Genomic DNA, 17,152 nt, shown 5'->3' on the forward strand with positions numbered 1-17,152 from the left:
CGGACTGATGGACAGGCAAGTAAAGGGGATCCTGGGCGCCAAGCTCGGCATGACCCAGGTCTGGGACAACAACAAGGTCGTCCCGGTGACCGTGGTTCAGGCCGGCCCTTGTGTCGTGACCCAGGTCCGTACCGATGACAAGGACGGCTACAGCGCCGTCCAGCTGGCGTTCGGCAAGATTGACCCGCGCAAGGTCAACAAGCCGGAGAGCGGTCACTACGCCAAGGCCGGTGTGTCGCCGCGGCGCCACCTCGTGGAGCTGCGCACCACCGACGCCGGCGAGTACGAGCTCGGCCAGGAGGTCACCGTCGACTCGTTCCCGGTCGGCGCCCCGATCGACGTGACCGGCAAGACCAAGGGCAAGGGCTACGCCGGTGTCATGAAGCGGCACGGCTTCCACGGCCTCAAGTCGAGCCACGGCGTCGAGCGCAAGCACCGCTCGCCCGGCTCGATCGGCGCCTGCGCCACCCCCGGCCGCGTCTTCAAGGGCGTCCGGATGGCGGGCCGCATGGGCAGCCGGCGCTTCACCGTGCAGAACCTGACGGTGCAGGCGGTGGACACCGAGAACAACCTGCTGCTGGTCAAGGGCGCCGTGCCCGGTCCCAAGGGCGCGCTGATCCTGGTCCGTACCGCGGCCAAGAAGGGCGGTGCCAAGTGAGCTCGGTGGACGTGCTCAACGCCGAGGGCAACAAGGCCGGCTCGGTCGAGCTGCCCGGCGACATCTTCGACGTGCAGGCGAACATCCCGCTGATGCACCAGGTCGTGGTGGCCCAGCTCGCGGCCGCGCGGCAGGGTACGGCGAAGGCCAAGACCCGGGGCGAGGTCGCCGGTGGCGGCAAGAAGCCCTACAAGCAGAAGGGCACCGGTCGCGCCCGCCAGGGCTCGATCCGCGCGCCGCAGTTCACCGGCGGTGGCGTCGTGCACGGCCCGGTGCCGCGCGACTACTCCCAGCGGACCCCCAAGAAGATGAAGGCCGCCGCGCTGCGTGGCGCCCTCTCCGACCGGGCCCGCGACGGCCGCGTGCACGTGGTCGAGGCGTTCGTCGCCGGCGAGAAGCCGTCGACCAAGGCCGCGATCGCGACCCTGCGCAAGGCGACCGAGTCGAAGAAGGTCCTGGTCGTGCTCAGCAGCACCGACGAGCTGAACTGGCTCTCGCTGCGCAACGAGGTGACCGTGCACCTGATCGAGGCCGGTCAGCTGAACACGTACGACGTGCTGGTCGCCGACGAGGTGGTCTTCACCAAGGATGCTCTCGACGAGTTTTGCGACCTTGGGAGCAAAACCGGCGGGCAGAGCCTGGGCGTGCCGGCCGAGGCCTCCGAGGAGGGGAACAAGTGACCACCATCGCCGACCCGCGCGACGTCGTAATCGCGCCCGTCGTCTCCGAGAAGAGCTACAGCGTTCTCGACCAGAACTGGTACACGTTCCTCGTCCACCCGGACGCGAACAAGACCCAGATCAAGATCGCGATCCAGCAGATCTTCAACGTGCGCGTGCTGACGGTGAACACCGCGAACCGAGAGGGCAAGCGCAAGCGCACCCGGACCGGCTTCGGTCAGCGCAAGGCGACCAAGCGCGCGATGGTCAAGCTGGCTGACGGTGACCGTATCGAGGCCTTCGGCGGCCCGGTCAGCTAAGGGGTTGTAAAACAATGGCTATCCGTAAGTACAAGCCGACCACGCCGGGCCGTCGCGGCTCCAGCGTCGCCGACTTCGCCGAGATCACCCGGTCCACGCCGGAGAAGTCTCTGCTGGTCCCGCTGCCCAAGAAGGGCGGCCGCAACGTCCACGGCCGGATCACCACCCGGCACCAGGGCGGCGGCCACAAGCGGCAGTACCGGCTGATCGACTTCAAGCGGGTGGACAAGGACGGCGTGCCGGCCAAGGTCGCGCACATCGAGTACGACCCGAACCGCACCTCCCGCATCGCCCTGCTGCACTACGCCGACGGCGAGAAGCGCTACATCCTCGCGCCGAAGGACCTGAACCAGGGCGACCGGGTGGAGTCGGGACCGGGCGCGGACATCAAGCCGGGGAACAACCTGCCCCTGCGCAACATCCCGGTCGGTACGACGGTCCACGGTGTGGAGCTTCGTCCCGGCGGTGGCGCCAAGCTGGCCCGCTCGGCCGGTGTCGGCATCCAGCTGCTCGGCCGTGAGGGCGCGTACGCCACGCTGCGTATGCCCTCCGGTGAGATCCGCCGGGTCGACATCCGCTGCCGCGCCACGGTCGGCGAGATCGGCAATGCCGAGCAGTCGAACATCAACTGGGGCAAGGCCGGCCGGATGCGCTGGAAGGGCAAGCGCCCGACCGTCCGCGGTGTCGCCATGAACCCGATCGACCACCCGCACGGTGGTGGTGAGGGCAAGACCTCCGGTGGTCGCCACCCGGTCAACCCGGCTGGTAAGCCGGAGGGCCGTACCCGCCGCAAGGGCCAGGAGAGCGACAAGCTGATCGTTCGCCGCCGCTACGCCACCCGCAAGCGCGGGTAACGGGAGTAGAAGAAGATGCCTCGTAGCCTGAAGAAGGGCCCGTTCGTCGACGACCACCTGCTCAAGAAGGTGGAAGTCCAGAACGAGAAGAACTCGAAGAACGTCATCAAGACCTGGTCGCGGCGCTCGACGATCATCCCCGACATGCTCGGGCACACGATCGCCGTGCATGACGGGCGCAAGCACGTCCCGGTGTTCATCACCGAGGCCATGGTCGGGCACAAGCTCGGTGAGTTCGCTCTGACCCGTACGTTCAAGGGTCACGAGAAGGACGACCGCAAGAGCCGTCGCCGCTAAGAGCAGACACACGGATCAGAGGATTTAGGAGCTACAGCGATGCCAACGAAGGGCGACGCTCCGGTGCTTCCGGGCGCGCGGGCGGTTGCGCGGCACGTGCGCATCTCGCCGAACAAGGCGCGCCGGGTGGTCAACCTCGTCCGCGGTCTGCCCGCGAAGGAGGCGCTCACCGTCCTGCAGTTCGCGCCGCAGGCCGCCAGCGAGCAGGTCTACAAGGTGCTGGCCAGCGCGATCGCGAACGCCGAGAACAACGAGCGGCTGGACCCCGACGCCCTCCTCGTCAGCGAGGCGTTCGTCGACGAGGGCCCGACGCTCAAGCGGTTCCGTCCGCGGGCGCAGGGCCGGGCGTACCGGATCCGCAAGCGCACCTGCCACATCACGGTCGCCGTCGAGGCGGTCCAGGTGGCGCGGCCCGCCAAGAAGGCCGCTGCGAAGAAGGCCGCGCCGGCCAAGAAGGCCGCGCCGGCCGTTGAGCCCGAGAACACGGAGGAGTCCGAGTAATGGGCCAGAAAGTTCACCCCACCGGATTCCGGCTCGGTATCTCCACCGATTGGAAGAGCCGCTGGTTCGCGGACAAGCTCTACAAGGACTACATCGGCGAGGACGTCAAGATCCGCCGAATGATGTCCAAGGGCCTCGAGCGCGCCGGCATCTCCAAGGTCGACATCGAGCGCACCCGTGACCGGGTCCGCGTGGACATCCACACCGCCCGTCCGGGCATCGTGATCGGCCGCAAGGGCGCCGAGGCCGACCGCATCCGCGGCGAGCTCGAGAAGCTCACCGGCAAGCAGGTCCAGCTGAACATCCTCGAGGTGAAGAGCCCCGAGTCGGACGCTCAGCTGGTCGCGCAGGGCGTCGCCGAGCAGCTGTCCTCCCGGGTCAGCTTCCGGCGCGCGATGCGCAAGGCCATGCAGTCGGCCATGAAGAACCCGATCTGCAAGGGCATCCGGGTGCAGGTCTCCGGCCGCCTCGGCGGCGCGGAGATGAGCCGCACGGAGTTCTACCGTGAGGGTCGCGTTCCGCTGCACACGCTGCGGGCCAACATCGAGTACGGCTTCTTCGAGGCCCGTACCACGTTCGGCCGCATCGGCGTGAAGGTCTGGATCTACAAGGGCGACGCCGTGCCGGGTCGCGAGGCCGTCACCGAGGCTCCGGCGCGTCCGCGCCGCGACCGCGGGGACCGTCCCGAGCGCCCGCGCCGTGGCCGTTCCGGCTCGTCCGGCACGACCGCCGGTGGCACCGAGGCCGGCCGCGCGGCGGCGCAGGCTCGTAGTGGTGACACGCCGGCCGGCGAGAACGTCAACGACGCCGCGGTTGCCGCGGCTCCGGCTCCGGCCGAAACGCAGCAGGAGGGCTGACAGATGCTGATGCCGCGTAAGCCCCCGAAGGGCTTCCGCAAGCCGCACCACCCGGACCGCCACGGCGCGTCCAAGGGCGGCAACCGGGTCGTCTTCGGCGAGTTCGGTATTCAGGCGCTGGAGCCCGCGTACGTGACGAACCGGCAGATCGAGTCGGCTCGTATCGCGATGACCCGCCACATCAAGCGTGGCGGCAAGGTCTGGATCTCGGTCTTCCCGGACCAGGCCCTGACCAAGAAGCCGGCCGAGACCCGGATGGGTTCCGGCAAGGGCTCTCCCGAGTGGTGGGTGGCGAACGTCAAGCCGGGTCGCATTCTCTTCGAGATGTCGTTCCCGAATGAGACGATCGCGCGCGAGGCGATGCGCCGTGCGATCCACAAGCTCCCGATGAAATGCCGCATCGTTACGCGCGAAGTGGGTGAAAGCTGATGGCAGCGGGCGTTAAGGCAGCCGAGCTGCGCGAGCTCTCCGGCGAGGAGCTGGTTTCGCGTCTGCGGGAGGCCAAGGCGGAGCTGTTCAACCTTCGCGTGCAGGGCGCGACCGGGCAGCTCGACAATCACCGTCGGCTCCAGGTCGTCCGCAAGGACATCGCGAAGATCTACACGATCATGCGTGAACGCGAGCTGGGGCTCTCGGTTGCGCCGGATGAGGTGACCGCATGAGTGACGAGAGCACGACCCCGGTTCGCGCGACCCGTAAGGTTCGCGAGGGCCTGGTGGTCAGCGACAAGATGGACAAGACGGTCGTCGTCGAGGTCGAGGACCGTGTCAAGCACGCCCTTTACGGCAAGGTTCTGCGGCGCACCCGCAAGCTCAAGGTGCACGACGAGCAGAACGCGTGCGGCATCGGCGACCGGGTCCTGTTGATGGAGACCCGTCCGCTGTCCGCCACCAAGCGGTGGCGGGTCGTGGAGATCCTCGAAAAGGCCAAGTGAGTGCGTCGGGCCGGTCTCCCGGCCGGCCCGACACACCATCGTTCCGCCAAGCTTCGCCGTCCTGGTGAAGAACTGGCAGACATAGGAGACCCCAGTGATCCAGCAGGAGTCGCGACTGCGTGTCGCCGACAACACGGGTGCACGCGAGATCCTGTGCATCCGCGTGCTCGGCGGTTCCGGCCGCCGCTACGCGAGCATCGGCGACGTCATCGTGGCCACGGTCAAGGACGCCATCCCCGGCGCCGGTGTGAAGAAGGGCGACGTCGTCAAGGCGGTCATCGTCCGCACCAGCAAGGAGAAGCGCCGTCCGGACGGCTCGTACATCCGCTTCGACGAGAACGCCGCCGTCATCATCAAGGACGGTGGCGACCCCCGCGGTACCCGCATCTTCGGCCCGGTGGGCCGCGAGCTGCGCGACAAGCGGTTTATGAAGATCATCAGCTTGGCGCCGGAGGTGCTTTGATCATGAAGATCAAGAAGGGCGACACGGTCGTCGTCATCGCCGGCAAGGACAAGGGCGCCAAGGGCAAGGTCATCCAGGCCTACCCGCGGCAGGACAAGGTCATCGTCGAGGGCGTGAACCGCGTCAAGAAGCACGAGCGCATCCGCACGACGCAGCGCGGTTCCAAGACCGGCGGCATCGTGACCCAGGAAGCCGCGATCCACATCTCCAACGTGCAGATCTTGGATGACCAGGGCAAGCCCACCCGGATCGGCTACCGGATCGACGAGAACGGCCAGAAGGTCCGCATCGCACGTACGACCGGTAAGGAACTCTGATGACCTCCGCCACCGAGACCAAGACGCTGCCGCGCCTAAAGCAGAAGTACCGCAGCGAGGTTGTCGCCGCGCTTCAGGAGCAGTACAAGTACGGCAACCCCATGCAGGTTCCCGGCCTGGTGAAGGTCGTCGTGAACATGGGTGTTGGCGAGGCCGCCCGCGACGCCAAGCTGATCGACGGCGCCGTGCGCGACCTGACCACCATCACCGGTCAGAAGCCGCTGGTGCGGCGCGCGACCAAGTCCATCGCGCAGTTCAAGCTGCGGGAGGGTATGCCGATCGGCGCGAAGGTCACCCTGCGCAACGACCGGATGTGGGAGTTCCTGGACCGGCTGCTGTCGATCGCGCTGCCGCGTATCCGCGACTTCCGCGGCCTGGACGGCAAGAAGCTGGACGGCCACGGCAACTACACGTTCGGCCTGACCGAGCAGTCGGTGTTCCACGAGATCGACCAGGACCGGATCGACCGCACGCGGGGCATGGACATCACGGTGGTCACCACGGCCAAGACCGACGACGAGGGCCGGGCGCTGCTCAAGCTCCTGGGCTTCCCGTTCAAGGAGAACTGAGCATGGCTAAGAAGGCGCTGATCCTGAAGGCTGCCGCGAAGCCGAAGTTCGCTGTGCGGGCCTACACCCGCTGCCAGCGTTGTGGCCGGCCGCACTCGGTCTACCGCAAGTTCGGCCTCTGCCGGGTGTGCATCCGGGAGATGGCTCACCGCGGTGAGCTGCCCGGCGTGTCCAAGGCTTCCTGGTAACCCCATCCAACCGCCCCACCCGCCACCCATAGGCGGACTGAAGGCTGGTCTGAGATACCGCTTCGCCGTAGGCCCGGGATCCTGGGAACCCCGGCGAGAAAGGTTGACGAATACCCATGACGATGACGGACCCGATCGCAGACATGCTCACGCGTCTGCGTAACGCCAACCAGGCGTACCACGACAAGGTGACCATGCCCTTCTCGAAGATCAAGGCGAACATCGCCGAGGTCCTCAAGACCGAGGGCTACATCGCCTCCTGGTCGGCCGAGGAGCCCGAGGAAGGCGCCGTCGGCAGGCGTCTGGTCGTTGAGCTCAAGTACGGCCAGAACCGCGAGCGCAGCCTCGCCGGCATCAAGCGCGTTTCCAAGCCCGGACTCCGGGTTTACGCCAAGTCCGACGAGCTCCCGCGGGTGCTCGGCGGCCTGGGCGTCGCGATCATTTCGACGTCCCAGGGGCTGCTGACCGACAAGCAGGCCCGCAAGCGGAGCGTTGGCGGGGAAGTCCTCGCCTTCGTCTGGTAACTGGAGACTCAGACATGTCGCGAATCGGACGTAAGTCGATCCCGGTCCCGGCCGGCGTCGACGTCACCATCTCGGGCCAGACCGTCAAGGTCAAGGGCCCCAAGGGCGAGCTCTCGCACACCGTCGCCGAGCCCATCACGGTCGAGCAGGACGGCAACGAGCTGCACGTCAACCGCCCCAACGACGAGCGCAAGGCCAAGGAGCTGCACGGCCTCTCGCGTACCCTGGTCGCCAACATGATCGTCGGCGTCACCGAGGGCTACAAGAAGACGCTGGAGATCAACGGCACCGGTTACCGCGTGACCGCCAAGGGCAAGGACCTCGAGTTCGCCCTGGGCTTCTCGCACCCGGTCAACGTGAGCGCGCCGGCCGGCATCACCTTCTCGGTGGAGCGGCCGACCCAGTTCACGGTCGCGGGCATCGACAAGCAGCTGGTGGGCGAGGTCGCCGCCAACATCCGGAAGATCCGCCCGCCGGAGCCCTACAAGGGCAAGGGCGTCAAGTACCAGGGCGAGATCATCCGCCGCAAGGCTGGAAAGGCGGGTAAGAAGTGACCGTCTCCACGAACTGCTGGGCGAGGTCATCCGCCGGCTGTGTCAAGGCTCGAAAGGCAGGTAAGAAGTGACCGCCACGCTGCTCAAGCGCCGCAATGGCGGCGGTGTCGCCGCCAAGCGTGCCGTGGGAAAGGCGCGCCGGCACTTCCGGGTCCGCAGGAACGTCCGCGGCACCGCCGAGCGTCCCCGCCTGGTCGTCACCCGGTCCTCGCGGCACATCTCCGCGCAGATCATCGACGACCTCAAGGGCCACACGCTGGTTTCGGCCTCCACCCTCGACACCTCCCTGCGGGGCACCGAGGGTGACAAGAGCGCTCTGGCCGGCAAGGTCGGCGCGCTCCTCGCCGAGCGGGCCAAGGCCGCGGGCGTGTCCAAGGTCGTCTTCGACCGCGGTGGCAACAAGTACGCGGGGCGCATCGCCGCGCTGGCCGACGCCGCCCGCGAAGCCGGACTCGAGTTCTAGGAGGAATTGACCAATGCCTGGTCAGCAGCGCCGAGGCGGCGGGTCCGGCGGTAACACCGAGGGTGGCAACCGCCGGGACAACCGCCGTGAGGGCGGTCGCGGCAACGCGCCCGTCGAGAAGACCCCGCATCTCGAGCGGGTCGTCGCGATCAACCGGGTCGCCAAGGTCGTCAAGGGTGGTCGTCGCTTCAGCTTCACCGCCCTGGTGATCGTGGGCGACGGCGACGGCACGGTCGGCATCGGCTACGGAAAGGCCAAGGAGGTGCCCGCGGCCATCGCCAAGGGCGTCGAGGAGGCCAAGAAGCACTTCTTCAAGGTTCCGCGGATCGGTGCGACCATTCCGCACCCGATCACCGGTGAGGCGGCGGCGGGTGTTGTGCTGCTCAAGCCGGCCTCCGCCGGTACCGGCGTCATCGCCGGTGGCCCGGTGCGTGCCGTGCTGGAGTGCGCGGGCATCCACGACGTGCTCTCCAAGAGCCTCGGCTCGTCGAACCCGATCAACATCGTGCACGCGACGGTGGCCGCGCTGAAGGGCCTCGAGTCGCCGGAGAAGGTCGCGGCCCGCCGTGGCCTGCCGGTCGAGGACGTGGCGCCGGCGGCCATGCTGGCGGCGCGCGCGGAAGCGGCGGTGCACTGATGGCACGCTTGAAGGTCACCCAGATCCGGTCCGGTATCGGCCGCAAGCAGAACCAGCGGGACTCCCTGCGGTCGCTCGGGCTGAAGCGGATCAACGATGTGGTGGTCAAGGAGGACCGTCCCGAGATCCGGGGCATGATCTTCGCCGTGAACCACCTCGTGAGTGTTGAGGAGGTCGAGTAATGGGGATCAAGGTCCACCACCTCCGCCCGGCGCCCGGCGCCAAGACCGCGAAGACCCGCGTGGGTCGCGGTGAGGGGTCGAAGGGCAAGACCGCCGGTCGCGGTACCAAGGGCACCGGCGCCCGCAAGAACGTCAGTGCGGCGTTCGAGGGTGGGCAGATGCCCATCCACATGCGGCTGCCGAAGCTCAAGGGGCTGAAGAACAAGCCCCGCAACAAGGTCGTCTTCCAGGTCGTCAACCTGGACCGTCTCGCCGAGCTGTTCCCCGACGGCGGCGAGGTCGGCCCGGTGGAGCTGGCCGAGGCCGGCGCGGTCCGCAAGGGCCAGCCGGTCAAGGTGCTCGGCTCCGGCGAGCTGGGCGGCGTGTCGCTGACCATCTCGGCGCACGCGTTCAGCGAGTCGGCCAAGGAGAAGATCGCAGCCGCCGGTGGTTCCGCCACCGAGCTGTGAGGCTGTGGGGGTGCTCGCCCGGGCGCCGAGGAAACACGTCGCCCGGGCAGCATCCCCTTTGTGGCGTCTGACCTGGCATTTCTCCCGGCCGGTTGATGCCTACCCGCAGTGGGCCCTACCGTGACTCACTGCACCGCTCCAAGACTGTTAGAGTCCGTTCCCAGCTAGGGATATCGGTCGTCCGGACCGATGCCGTCCCCCATCCGCCGGACACGGCGGTAACCTCGCGCAGGAGGAAGAAGTTGCTCTCCGCCTTTACCAGTGCGTTCCGGACGCCTGACCTGCGCAAGAAACTGCTGTTCACAGTCGGCATCATCGCGCTGTACCGGCTGGGCGCCACCTTGCCCAGCCCCGGTGTGTCCTACACCAACGTGCAGACGTGTTTGAAGGCAGTGAACGACGCCAATGCCGGCGGCGGTGTCTTGAACCTGTTGAATCTGTTCTCCGGTGGTGCGCTGCTGCACCTGTCGGTCTTCGCGCTCGGCATCATGCCGTACATCACCGCGTCGATCATCCTGCAGCTGCTGACCGTCGTGATCCCCCGCCTCGAGCAGCTCCGCAAGGAGGGCCAGTCCGGCCAGGCCAAGATCACGCAGTACACCCGGTACCTGACGCTCGGCCTGGCGGTCCTCCAGTCCTCGGCGTTCGTGGCGCTGGCGCGCACCGGTCAGCTCTTCGGCAACGCATGCGACCAGACCGACCCCAAGATGCAGATCATCCCGGAGAACACCGGGCTGCCGATGTGGCTGACGCTCAGCATCCTGGTCCTGACCATGACCGCCGGCACCGGCGTGGTGATGTGGCTCGGCGAGCTCATCACCGACCGCGGCGTCGGCAACGGCATGTCGGTCCTGATCTTCACCTCGATCGCGGCCCGCCTCCCCGGCGAGGGCTGGACGATCAAGGAGTCGAGCGGCGTCGGCAAGTTCCTGCTCGTCCTCGGCCTGGTCCTCGTCATCATCTGCCTCGTGGTCTTCATCGAGCAGGCGCAGCGCCGGATCCCGGTGCAGTACGCGAAGCGCATGGTGGGCCGGCGCATGTACGGCGGAACCTCCACCTACATCCCGCTCAAGGTCAACCAGGCCGGCGTCGTCCCGGTGATCTTCGGCTCCTCGCTGCTCTACCTGCCGCAGCTGTACCTGCAGTTCTTCGACCAGAACAACCTCAAGGGCTACCAGATCTGGATCCAGAAGTGGCTCGTGGATCCGACGAGCATGCTCTACATCGGCGTCTACTTCCTGCTGATCATCTTCTTCACGTACTTCTACGTCTCGATCACGTTCAACCCGACCGAGGTCGCGGACAACATGAAGAAGTACGGCGGTTTCGTGCCCGGTATTCGCCCGGGTCGGCCGACTGCCGACTACCTGGACTTCATTCTCAGCCGGATCACGCTGCCGGGCGCGCTTTACCTCGGCATCATCTCGGTCATGCCGAACTTCTTCTTCATCTGGCTCAATCAACAGCAGTACCAGAACTTCCCGTTCGGCGGTGTCGCGGTGTTGATCATGGTCGGCGTGGGTCTGGAAACGGTGAAGCAGATCGAGAGCCAGCTCATGCAGCGCAACTACGAAGGGTTCCTCCGGTAGTGGCGGCGCGGAGCCGGGGGGCTCGCGCGTCGAGGATCTCAACTCACCGAAGCGAGGCGATGTAGGTGCGGCTGGTGCTGGTGGGCCCTCCAGGGGCCGGCAAGGGGACCCAGGCTGAGTTCATCGCCGCGCACCTGGCCGTACCGAAGATCTCGACCGGTGACATCTTCCGGGCGAACGTCTCGCAGGGCACGCCGCTGGGCGTCGAGGCCAAGCGGTACATGGACGCTGGGCAGCTGGTTCCGGACGAGGTGACCATCAACATGGTCCGGGACCGGCTAGCCGAGCCGGACGCCGGCGACGGCTTCCTGCTCGACGGCTTCCCGCGCACGGTGCCGCAGGCGTCGGCGCTGGACAAATTGCTCGCCGACCTGGGCACCGCGCTCGACCTGGTGATGGAGCTCGTGGTCGACGACGACGAGGTCATCCGGCGGCTCTCCGGCCGCCGGACCTGCCGCGGCTGCGGCAAGATCTGGCACGTCGAGTTCGACCCGACCAGCAAGGAGAACATCTGCGACCGCTGCGGGTCGGAGCTGTTCCAGCGCGACGACGACAAGGCCGAGACGATCGCCAACCGGCTCGTCGAGTACGCCGAGAAGACCGCGCCGCTGGTCGACTTCTTCGGCGCGCAGGGCAAGCTGGTGGGAATCGACGCGACCGGCCCGGTCGAGGACGTCACGGTGCGCGCCATCGACGCCCTGCGGTCGTACGGGGGCTGACATGCGCCGCCCCCAGCTGGACATTCAGCTGAAGACCCCCGAGCAGATCCAGAAGATGCGCGGCGCCGGCCTGGTCGTCGCCGCCGCGCTGGCGGCCATGCGGGACGCGGTCGCGCCCGGCGTCTCCACCGCCGACCTCGACGCGATCGCGGAAAAGGTGATCCGCGACGCCGGGGCCATCCCGTCGTTCAAGGGCTACCACGGCTTCCCGGCCTCGATCTGCGCCTCGGTCAACGAGCAGGTCGTACACGGCATCCCCCGGCCCGAGCAGGTGCTCGCCGAGGGCGATCTGATCTCGCTGGACTGCGGCGCGATCCTGGAGGGCTGGCACGGCGACGCGGCGATCACGGTGGGCGTCGGCGAGACCGACCCGGCGCTGCTCAAAATGGCCGAGGTGGCCGAGGACGCGATGTGGGCCGGCATCGCGGCGGCCGCGCGCGGCGCCGCCAACGGGCGGGGCCGGCTGACCGACATCTCCTTCAACGTGGAGAAGGCGGTCCGCAAGGCCGGCCGGTACGGCATCGTGGACGGTTACGGCGGGCACGGCATCGGCACCGAGATGCACCAGGACCCGCACGTGCTCAACCACGGCAAGCCCGGCAAGGGCGTGAAGCTGGTGCCCGGCCTGTGCCTCGCGATCGAGCCGATGATCACCCTGGGCTCGCCGCGGACGGTGGAGCTCTCCGACGGCTGGACCGTGATCACCCGGGATCGCTCGATGGCCGCGCACGTCGAGCACACCATGTGCCTGCTCGAGGACGGCGTCTGGGTGACCACCGCCGCCGACGGCGGCCGCGCGCGGCTGGGCGACCTGGTCACGGCCAAGCAGAACTGACCGGGCCCGGTCGCACGTGCGCCGGGAGGTTGGTGACGCGGTGAGACCAGGCTCGCCACCCGCGAGGTTGGGCTGGCATGCTGGGACGTATGGGGCGGGAGGACATGCGGGCCGGCGACAATGATCGCAAGGCCGTCGCGGAGCAGCTCAAGTCGGCGCTCGACGAGGGCCGGCTCGATCTGAGCGAGTACGACGAGCGGCTGCAGCGGACCTATGCGGCGAAGACGTACGCCGATCTGGACGGTCTGCTGGACGACCTGCCCGGCACGGTGCCCGTACGGCATGCTCAGATCCAGCCTGCGGCCCCGGCGCCGCCGGTCGGTGTACCCGCCAACCCTCCGGGCCCCTCGGGGCGTCAGGTGGCCAACTGGGTGGGCCCGTATGCCGGCGTCATCCTCGTGTGCACCCTGATCTGGCTGATCACCAGCATCACCTCCGGCCACCTCCAGTATTTCTGGCCGGTCTGGATGCTGATCCCGCTGATCCTCGGGGTGTTCGGCCAGTGGTTCGGCGACGGCGGCCGGAGGGATCGTCGCCGGCGCCGTCGTTGAGGCGAGTCGTCATGGTTGAGTACATGGGCCGGGAACAGATGCGCGCCGCCGACGCCGACCGCCAGCAGGTCGCCGAGCAGTTGCGCGCGGCGCTCGAGGAGGGCCGGATCGATCTCGCCGAGTTCGACGAACGCCTGCGGGACGCGTACGCGGCAAAGACCTATGGCGATCTCGACCGCTTGCTGACCGACCTGCCGAACGCCGCACCCGTCGTTCCCGCACCGCCGCGGGCGGTCGCGCCGGCGGCGACCGGACAGCGCGATCGGCTCACCTCCGCCTGGCTCGGGCACGTCTGGGGGCAGTGGGCCAAGGCGCTCGTGTTCTTCACGCTGATCTGGGCGTTCGGCTCGATCTTCTCGGGCGAGCCGGTGTTCTACTGGCCGGTCTGGATCGTCGGGCCGTGGGGGCTGGTGCTGCTGGTCCGCACGGCCGGCGGCCTGGCCTCGGGCGAGCCGCGCAGGCACGCCCTGGAGGAGGAGCACCGGCGGCGCCTGCGGGAGCACCGGCACGAGCGCAAGATGCTGTACCGGCGGGCGATCGCGGCCGGCGAGCTGCCGGCGAACCCGAGCAAGCAGCAGCGCAAGGCGTTCATCGCGGAGGCGATGGCCCGCGGCGACCTGCCGCCGAAGCCGCGAAAACCGGACGGCGAGGGGTGATCCGTCCGGTTTTGGGAGCGGCGACACACCCGACCCCGGGTCAGGGAGACCTCGGTTTGGCGTGGCGATAGGGCACGCGTACACTGGCTAGCTGGCGCGCAGCGTCCACTCCTGCATGTCCTCAGCGCTTCGGGGATGTGCGGGTGCCGCGGCTGGTCCGAGTGCAACTCGGGTATGGCGCTGCATGCTAGCCCCGAACCCCAATGTCAGGTAGCGGAGGACATGCCTAAGAAAGACGGAGCCATCGAGATCGAGGGCCGAGTGATCGAGCCCCTGCCGAACGCTATGTTCCGCGTGGAGCTCGCCAATGGTCACAAGGTTCTTGCGCACATCTCAGGCAAGATGCGGCAGCACTACATCCGCATCCTTCCCGAGGACCGAGTCGTCGTCGAGCTGTCGCCGTACGACCTGACCCGGGGACGCATCGTCTACCGCTACAAGTAGCCGGGGGCGGGGATGTCCCGTCCGTGCGCTCCTCGCTCGCGGCGGAAACCCCAATGAAACCCGATTGAGAGTTAAGGCAAACCGTGAAGGTCAAGCCGAGCGTCAAGCGGATCTGCAACAACTGCCGGGTCATCCGGCGGCACGGCCGCGTCATGGTCATTTGCAAGACCGACGCGCGCCACAAGCAGCGCCAGGGCTGAGCCCCAGCTGCCGGATCCGCATCACCAAAGCTCGTCCCGAGTCACGTCGTGACTTCACCCCTGGTCGGAGGCCAGGGCCCGTCCGGGCAGACGGGGTGGGAAGGGCACAGACCTCCGAACGATTTCGAGGAGTACGCCCGCTTATGGCTCGACTCGTCGGCGTCGATCTTCCCCGCGAGAAGCGGATGGAGATCGCGCTCACCTACATCTACGGGATCGGTCGCACCCGTTCCGTCGAGGCCCTGAACGCCACGGCCATTGACCTGAACAAGCGCGCCAAGGACCTCACGGACGAGGAGCTGGTCCAGCTCCGCGACTACATCGAGGCCAATTTCAAGGTTGAGGGCGACCTGCGCCGCGAGGTCGCCGCGGACATCCGCCGCAAGGTCGAGATCGGGGCCTACCAGGGCATCCGCCACCGTCGGGGTCTTCCCGTGCGCGGTCAGCGGACCCGGACCAACGCGCGTACCCGCAAGGGTCCGAAGCGCACGGTCGCCGGTAAGAAGAAGCCCGGTCGGAAGTAAATAGGAGCGCACTGACTTATGCCACCGAAGGCACGCGCTGGGGCCGCCGTCAAGAAGGTCCGGCGCAAGGAACGCAAGAACGTCGCCCACGGGCAGGCGCACATCAAGAGCACCTTCAACAACACCATCGTGTCGATCACCGACCCGACCGGTGCGGTCATCTCCTGGGCCTCCTCCGGCCAGGTGGGCTTCAAGGGCTCCCGCAAGTCGACTCCGTTCGCCGCCCAGCTGGCCGCCGAGGCCGCCGCGCGCCGGGCCATGGAGCACGGCATGCGCAAGGTCGACGTGTTCGTCAAGGGCCCCGGCTCCGGCCGGGAGACCGCGATCCGTTCGCTGCAGGCCGCGGGCCTCGAGGTCGGCCAGATCGCCGACGTCACGCCCCAGCCGCACAACGGCTGCCGTCCGCCGAAGCGTCGCCGGGTCTGAGGGAGATCTAGGAACAATGGCTCGTTACACAGGTGCGGACTGCAAGCGCTGCCGCCGCGAGAAGATGAAGCTGTTCCTCAAGGGCAGCAAGTGCGACGGGCCGAAGTGCCCGTTCGAGTCGCGTCCCTTCCCGCCCGGCCAGCACGGCCGCGGGCGGACCAAGGAGACCGAGTACCTGCTCCAGCACCGCGAGAAGCAGAAGGCCCGCCGCGTCTACGGCGTGCTCGAGAAGCAGTTCCGCGGTTACTACGAGGAGGCTGTCACCAAGCCCGGCAAGACCGGTGAGGTGCTGCTGCAGATCCTCGAGTCCCGTCTCGACAACGTCGTCTACCGGGCCGGCTACGCCGCCTCCCGGGACATGGCCCGGCAGCTGGTCAAGCACGGCCACTTCCTGGTAAACGGCGTGAAGGTGGACATTCCCTCGTACCGGGTCAAGGAGCACGACATCGTGACCACCCGGGAGAAGTCGAAGGAGATGACCCCCTTCGTCGTCGCCCAGGCGCAGGCCGGTTCCCGGCCGGTGCCGGCGTGGCTGGAGCCCATCCCCAGCGAGATGAAGATCCTCGTGCACACGCTCCCGTCCCGCGCGGTCATCGACACGCAGGTGCAGGAGCAGCTGATCGTCGAGCTTTACTCCAAGTAAGGCTCCATGGGATGCCGGCTGATGAAGCCGGCATCCCGAACCATCGGACGGCCATCAAATAGCGGGTGGCCTGACAGAAAGAAGAAACGCGTGCTCATCAGCCAGCGGCCGACCCTCTCGGAGGAGTCGCTCTCGGAGACCCGCTCCCGGTTCACCATCGAGCCTCTGGAGCCGGGCTTCGGCTACACCCTCGGCAACTCCCTCCGCCGGACCCTGCTGTCGTCCATCCCGGGCGCGGCGGTGACCAGCATCAAGATCGACGGCGTCCTGCACGAGTTCACCACGATCCCCGGTGTCAAGGAGGACGTGGTCGAGCTGGTCATGAACGTCAAGGAGCTCACCGTCAGCTCCGAGCACGACGAGCCGGTCAGCATGTATCTGCGCAAGCAGGGCCCGGGCGACGTCACCGCCGGTGACATCCAGCCCCCGGCCGGCGTCTCGGTGCACAACCCCGACCTCAAGCTGGCCACGCTGAACAGCAAGGGCCGGCTCGACATGGAGCTCACCGTCGAGCGGGGCCGTGGCTACGTCACGGCGGCGCAGAACAAGAACACCGGCGCCGAGATCGGCCGCATCCCGGTCGACTCGATCTACTCGCCGGTGATGAAGGTGACCTACCGCGTCGAGGCCACCCGTGTCGAGCAGCGTACCGACTTCGACCGCCTGATCATCGACGTCGAGTCGAAGGCGTCCATCTCGCCCCGCACCGCGCTGGCGTCGGCCGGCTCGACCCTCGTCGAGCTGTTCGGCCTCTGCCGCGAGCTGGACGAGACCGCCGAGGGCATCGACATCGGCCCGTCGCCCCAGGACGCGCAGCTCGCCGCCGACCTGGCCCTGCCGATCGAGGAGCTGGACCTCACCGTCCGGTCGTACAACTGCCTCAAGCGCGAGGGCATCAACAGCGTGGGCGAGTTGATAGGGCGTACGGAAGCCGATCTTCTCGATATAAGGAATTTCGGTCAGAAGTCCATCGACGAGGTCAAGATGAAGCTCGCCGGAATGGGCCTGGGCCTCAAGGACAGCGCGCCGTCCTTCGACCCGGCGCACGTCGTGGATTCGTTCGGCGACGTGGACTACGACACCGACGACTACCGCGAGACCGAGCAGCTCTAAGCGCTCGGCCCCCTTGCCATTCACAA

31 protein-coding genes are annotated in these 17,152 nt (G+C 67.7%); all 31 read left to right on the forward strand.

What is annotated here, in order from left to right; all coding sequences use genetic code 11:
• The first annotated feature begins 7 nt into the window (after positions 1–7).
• The 31 genes from rplC (at position 8) to ACFQS1_RS06610 (ending at position 17,126) form a co-directional block, all read left to right on the forward strand.
• The gene (gene rplC / locus ACFQS1_RS06460; RefSeq protein ID WP_378965189.1) at positions 8–658 is read left to right on the forward strand and encodes a 50S ribosomal protein L3; all 651 of its coding nucleotides are present in this window, start codon (positions 8–10) and stop codon (positions 656–658) included.
• Positions 655–1,338 carry a 50S ribosomal protein L4 gene (gene rplD, locus ACFQS1_RS06465; RefSeq protein ID WP_378965191.1) on the forward strand — a complete coding sequence of 228 codons (684 nt, stop codon included), beginning with the start codon at positions 655–657 and terminating at the stop codon, positions 1,336–1,338. The genes rplC and rplD overlap by 4 nt, the downstream gene beginning before the upstream one ends.
• Positions 1,335–1,637 (forward strand): 50S ribosomal protein L23, encoded by a 303-nt coding sequence (gene rplW / locus ACFQS1_RS06470; RefSeq protein ID WP_378965192.1) that lies wholly within the window; start codon positions 1,335–1,337, stop codon positions 1,635–1,637. The genes rplD and rplW overlap by 4 nt, the downstream gene beginning before the upstream one ends.
• A gap of 14 nt (positions 1,638–1,651) precedes the next feature.
• Positions 1,652–2,491: a 50S ribosomal protein L2 gene (gene rplB, locus ACFQS1_RS06475; RefSeq protein ID WP_378965194.1), complete on the forward strand. Its 840-nt coding sequence runs from the start codon at positions 1,652–1,654 to the stop codon at positions 2,489–2,491.
• A 15-nt stretch (positions 2,492–2,506) separates the two neighbouring features.
• A complete protein-coding gene (gene rpsS, locus ACFQS1_RS06480; protein ID WP_020513590.1) occupies positions 2,507–2,788 on the forward strand; it encodes a 30S ribosomal protein S19 in 282 nt (93 codons plus the stop codon).
• Positions 2,789–2,827: 39 nt separating this feature from the next.
• Positions 2,828–3,289: a 50S ribosomal protein L22 gene (gene rplV / locus ACFQS1_RS06485; protein WP_378965195.1), complete on the forward strand. Its 462-nt coding sequence runs from the start codon at positions 2,828–2,830 to the stop codon at positions 3,287–3,289.
• Positions 3,289–4,146, forward strand: coding sequence for a 30S ribosomal protein S3 (gene rpsC, locus ACFQS1_RS06490; protein ID WP_378965197.1), 858 nt, complete (start codon positions 3,289–3,291; stop codon positions 4,144–4,146). Before rplV ends, rpsC begins: the two co-directional genes overlap by 1 nt.
• 3 nt (positions 4,147–4,149) lie before the next feature.
• Complete coding sequence (gene rplP / locus ACFQS1_RS06495; protein WP_020513593.1) at positions 4,150–4,575, forward strand: 50S ribosomal protein L16; 426 nt, start codon at positions 4,150–4,152, stop codon at positions 4,573–4,575.
• Positions 4,575–4,808, forward strand: coding sequence for a 50S ribosomal protein L29 (gene rpmC, locus ACFQS1_RS06500; RefSeq protein WP_127499785.1), 234 nt, complete (start codon positions 4,575–4,577; stop codon positions 4,806–4,808). Before rplP ends, rpmC begins: the two co-directional genes overlap by 1 nt.
• Positions 4,805–5,080: a 30S ribosomal protein S17 gene (gene rpsQ / locus ACFQS1_RS06505; RefSeq protein ID WP_030436513.1), complete on the forward strand. Its 276-nt coding sequence runs from the start codon at positions 4,805–4,807 to the stop codon at positions 5,078–5,080. Before rpmC ends, rpsQ begins: the two co-directional genes overlap by 4 nt.
• Positions 5,081–5,174: 94 nt before the next feature.
• Positions 5,175–5,543 carry a 50S ribosomal protein L14 gene (gene rplN / locus ACFQS1_RS06510; protein ID WP_203782372.1) on the forward strand — a complete coding sequence of 123 codons (369 nt, stop codon included), beginning with the start codon at positions 5,175–5,177 and terminating at the stop codon, positions 5,541–5,543.
• On the forward strand, positions 5,540–5,860 hold the full coding sequence (gene rplX / locus ACFQS1_RS06515; RefSeq protein ID WP_378965199.1) for a 50S ribosomal protein L24: 321 nt from the start codon (positions 5,540–5,542) through the stop codon (positions 5,858–5,860). The genes rplN and rplX overlap by 4 nt, the downstream gene beginning before the upstream one ends.
• On the forward strand, positions 5,860–6,429 hold the full coding sequence (gene rplE / locus ACFQS1_RS06520; RefSeq protein ID WP_378965200.1) for a 50S ribosomal protein L5: 570 nt from the start codon (positions 5,860–5,862) through the stop codon (positions 6,427–6,429). The genes rplX and rplE overlap by 1 nt, the downstream gene beginning before the upstream one ends.
• Before the next feature lie 2 nt (positions 6,430–6,431).
• Entirely contained in the window at positions 6,432–6,617 is a 186-nt protein-coding gene (locus tag ACFQS1_RS06525) for a type Z 30S ribosomal protein S14 (RefSeq protein WP_106130632.1), read from the forward strand.
• 116 nt (positions 6,618–6,733) lie between these two features.
• Complete coding sequence (gene rpsH / locus ACFQS1_RS06530) at positions 6,734–7,141, forward strand: 30S ribosomal protein S8 (protein ID WP_378965201.1); 408 nt, start codon at positions 6,734–6,736, stop codon at positions 7,139–7,141.
• Positions 7,142–7,155: 14 nt separating this feature from the next.
• The gene (gene rplF / locus ACFQS1_RS06535; protein WP_378965202.1) at positions 7,156–7,695 is read left to right on the forward strand and encodes a 50S ribosomal protein L6; all 540 of its coding nucleotides are present in this window, start codon (positions 7,156–7,158) and stop codon (positions 7,693–7,695) included.
• Between the two features lie 67 nt (positions 7,696–7,762).
• The gene (rplR, locus tag ACFQS1_RS06540) at positions 7,763–8,158 is read left to right on the forward strand and encodes a 50S ribosomal protein L18 (RefSeq protein ID WP_465263194.1); all 396 of its coding nucleotides are present in this window, start codon (positions 7,763–7,765) and stop codon (positions 8,156–8,158) included.
• A gap of 13 nt (positions 8,159–8,171) precedes the next feature.
• Positions 8,172–8,795, forward strand: coding sequence for a 30S ribosomal protein S5 (gene rpsE, locus ACFQS1_RS06545; RefSeq protein WP_020513602.1), 624 nt, complete (start codon positions 8,172–8,174; stop codon positions 8,793–8,795).
• A complete protein-coding gene (rpmD, locus tag ACFQS1_RS06550) occupies positions 8,795–8,977 on the forward strand; it encodes a 50S ribosomal protein L30 (RefSeq protein ID WP_378965204.1) in 183 nt (60 codons plus the stop codon). The genes rpsE and rpmD overlap by 1 nt, the downstream gene beginning before the upstream one ends.
• A complete protein-coding gene (gene rplO / locus ACFQS1_RS06555) occupies positions 8,977–9,426 on the forward strand; it encodes a 50S ribosomal protein L15 (RefSeq protein WP_378965205.1) in 450 nt (149 codons plus the stop codon). Before rpmD ends, rplO begins: the two co-directional genes overlap by 1 nt.
• Before the next feature lie 242 nt (positions 9,427–9,668).
• On the forward strand, positions 9,669–11,015 hold the full coding sequence (gene secY / locus ACFQS1_RS06560; RefSeq protein WP_378965206.1) for a preprotein translocase subunit SecY: 1,347 nt from the start codon (positions 9,669–9,671) through the stop codon (positions 11,013–11,015).
• A 65-nt stretch (positions 11,016–11,080) separates the two neighbouring features.
• Positions 11,081–11,734, forward strand: coding sequence for an adenylate kinase (locus ACFQS1_RS06565; RefSeq protein ID WP_020513606.1), 654 nt, complete (start codon positions 11,081–11,083; stop codon positions 11,732–11,734).
• 1 nt (position 11,735) lies between these two features.
• Complete coding sequence (map, locus tag ACFQS1_RS06570) at positions 11,736–12,569, forward strand: type I methionyl aminopeptidase (protein WP_378965207.1); 834 nt, start codon at positions 11,736–11,738, stop codon at positions 12,567–12,569.
• A 77-nt stretch (positions 12,570–12,646) separates the two neighbouring features.
• Positions 12,647–13,120 (forward strand): DUF1707 SHOCT-like domain-containing protein, encoded by a 474-nt coding sequence (locus tag ACFQS1_RS06575; RefSeq protein ID WP_378965208.1) that lies wholly within the window; start codon positions 12,647–12,649, stop codon positions 13,118–13,120.
• Between the two features lie 11 nt (positions 13,121–13,131).
• A complete protein-coding gene (locus tag ACFQS1_RS06580; RefSeq protein ID WP_378965209.1) occupies positions 13,132–13,776 on the forward strand; it encodes a DUF1707 SHOCT-like domain-containing protein in 645 nt (214 codons plus the stop codon).
• 222 nt (positions 13,777–13,998) lie between these two features.
• Entirely contained in the window at positions 13,999–14,220 is a 222-nt protein-coding gene (gene infA / locus ACFQS1_RS06585) for a translation initiation factor IF-1 (protein ID WP_007073013.1), read from the forward strand.
• A gap of 83 nt (positions 14,221–14,303) precedes the next feature.
• Positions 14,304–14,420 carry a 50S ribosomal protein L36 gene (gene rpmJ / locus ACFQS1_RS06590; RefSeq protein ID WP_015619018.1) on the forward strand — a complete coding sequence of 39 codons (117 nt, stop codon included), beginning with the start codon at positions 14,304–14,306 and terminating at the stop codon, positions 14,418–14,420.
• Between the two features lie 143 nt (positions 14,421–14,563).
• Positions 14,564–14,944: a 30S ribosomal protein S13 gene (gene rpsM, locus ACFQS1_RS06595; protein WP_378965211.1), complete on the forward strand. Its 381-nt coding sequence runs from the start codon at positions 14,564–14,566 to the stop codon at positions 14,942–14,944.
• Positions 14,945–14,962: 18 nt separating this feature from the next.
• Positions 14,963–15,370, forward strand: coding sequence for a 30S ribosomal protein S11 (rpsK, locus tag ACFQS1_RS06600; RefSeq protein WP_020513613.1), 408 nt, complete (start codon positions 14,963–14,965; stop codon positions 15,368–15,370).
• Positions 15,371–15,386: 16 nt separating this feature from the next.
• Positions 15,387–16,013 carry a 30S ribosomal protein S4 gene (gene rpsD / locus ACFQS1_RS06605; protein ID WP_378965213.1) on the forward strand — a complete coding sequence of 209 codons (627 nt, stop codon included), beginning with the start codon at positions 15,387–15,389 and terminating at the stop codon, positions 16,011–16,013.
• 90 nt (positions 16,014–16,103) lie between these two features.
• On the forward strand, positions 16,104–17,126 hold the full coding sequence (locus ACFQS1_RS06610) for a DNA-directed RNA polymerase subunit alpha (protein WP_020513615.1): 1,023 nt from the start codon (positions 16,104–16,106) through the stop codon (positions 17,124–17,126).
• Positions 17,127–17,152: the final 26 nt, after the last annotated feature.

The sequence above is a fragment of the Paractinoplanes rhizophilus genome, assembly GCF_042664765.1.
Taxonomy (GTDB): domain Bacteria; phylum Actinomycetota; class Actinomycetes; order Mycobacteriales; family Micromonosporaceae; genus Actinoplanes; species Actinoplanes rhizophilus.

Excerpts from the sequence above, each read along its gene's own strand:
- rplF (WP_378965202.1), top strand. The coding sequence starts at position 7,156 with ATGTCGCGAATCGGACGTAAGTCGATCCCGGTCCCGGCCGGCGTCGAC.
- rplO (WP_378965205.1), top strand. The coding sequence starts at position 8,977 with ATGGGGATCAAGGTCCACCACCTCCGCCCGGCGCCCGGCGCCAAGACC.
- rplB (WP_378965194.1), top strand. The coding sequence starts at position 1,652 with ATGGCTATCCGTAAGTACAAGCCGACCACGCCGGGCCGTCGCGGCTCC.
- rpsQ (WP_030436513.1), top strand. The coding sequence starts at position 4,805 with ATGAGTGACGAGAGCACGACCCCGGTTCGCGCGACCCGTAAGGTTCGC.
- infA (WP_007073013.1), top strand. The coding sequence starts at position 13,999 with ATGCCTAAGAAAGACGGAGCCATCGAGATCGAGGGCCGAGTGATCGAG.
- rpsC (WP_378965197.1), top strand. The coding sequence starts at position 3,289 with ATGGGCCAGAAAGTTCACCCCACCGGATTCCGGCTCGGTATCTCCACC.
- rplP (WP_020513593.1), top strand. The coding sequence starts at position 4,150 with ATGCTGATGCCGCGTAAGCCCCCGAAGGGCTTCCGCAAGCCGCACCAC.
- rpsE (WP_020513602.1), top strand. The coding sequence starts at position 8,172 with ATGCCTGGTCAGCAGCGCCGAGGCGGCGGGTCCGGCGGTAACACCGAG.
- ACFQS1_RS06580 (WP_378965209.1), top strand. The coding sequence starts at position 13,132 with ATGGTTGAGTACATGGGCCGGGAACAGATGCGCGCCGCCGACGCCGAC.
- ACFQS1_RS06525 (WP_106130632.1), top strand. The coding sequence starts at position 6,432 with ATGGCTAAGAAGGCGCTGATCCTGAAGGCTGCCGCGAAGCCGAAGTTC.
- rpsS (WP_020513590.1), top strand. The coding sequence starts at position 2,507 with ATGCCTCGTAGCCTGAAGAAGGGCCCGTTCGTCGACGACCACCTGCTC.
- rpsM (WP_378965211.1), top strand. The coding sequence starts at position 14,564 with ATGGCTCGACTCGTCGGCGTCGATCTTCCCCGCGAGAAGCGGATGGAG.
- rplE (WP_378965200.1), top strand. The coding sequence starts at position 5,860 with ATGACCTCCGCCACCGAGACCAAGACGCTGCCGCGCCTAAAGCAGAAG.
- ACFQS1_RS06575 (WP_378965208.1), top strand. The coding sequence starts at position 12,647 with ATGCTGGGACGTATGGGGCGGGAGGACATGCGGGCCGGCGACAATGAT.
- rplC (WP_378965189.1), top strand. The coding sequence starts at position 8 with ATGGACAGGCAAGTAAAGGGGATCCTGGGCGCCAAGCTCGGCATGACC.
- map (WP_378965207.1), top strand. The coding sequence starts at position 11,736 with ATGCGCCGCCCCCAGCTGGACATTCAGCTGAAGACCCCCGAGCAGATC.
- rpmC (WP_127499785.1), top strand. The coding sequence starts at position 4,575 with ATGGCAGCGGGCGTTAAGGCAGCCGAGCTGCGCGAGCTCTCCGGCGAG.
- rpsD (WP_378965213.1), top strand. The coding sequence starts at position 15,387 with ATGGCTCGTTACACAGGTGCGGACTGCAAGCGCTGCCGCCGCGAGAAG.
- rplV (WP_378965195.1), top strand. The coding sequence starts at position 2,828 with ATGCCAACGAAGGGCGACGCTCCGGTGCTTCCGGGCGCGCGGGCGGTT.
- rpmD (WP_378965204.1), top strand. The coding sequence starts at position 8,795 with ATGGCACGCTTGAAGGTCACCCAGATCCGGTCCGGTATCGGCCGCAAG.
- rpsK (WP_020513613.1), top strand. The coding sequence starts at position 14,963 with ATGCCACCGAAGGCACGCGCTGGGGCCGCCGTCAAGAAGGTCCGGCGC.
- rpsH (WP_378965201.1), top strand. The coding sequence starts at position 6,734 with ATGACGATGACGGACCCGATCGCAGACATGCTCACGCGTCTGCGTAAC.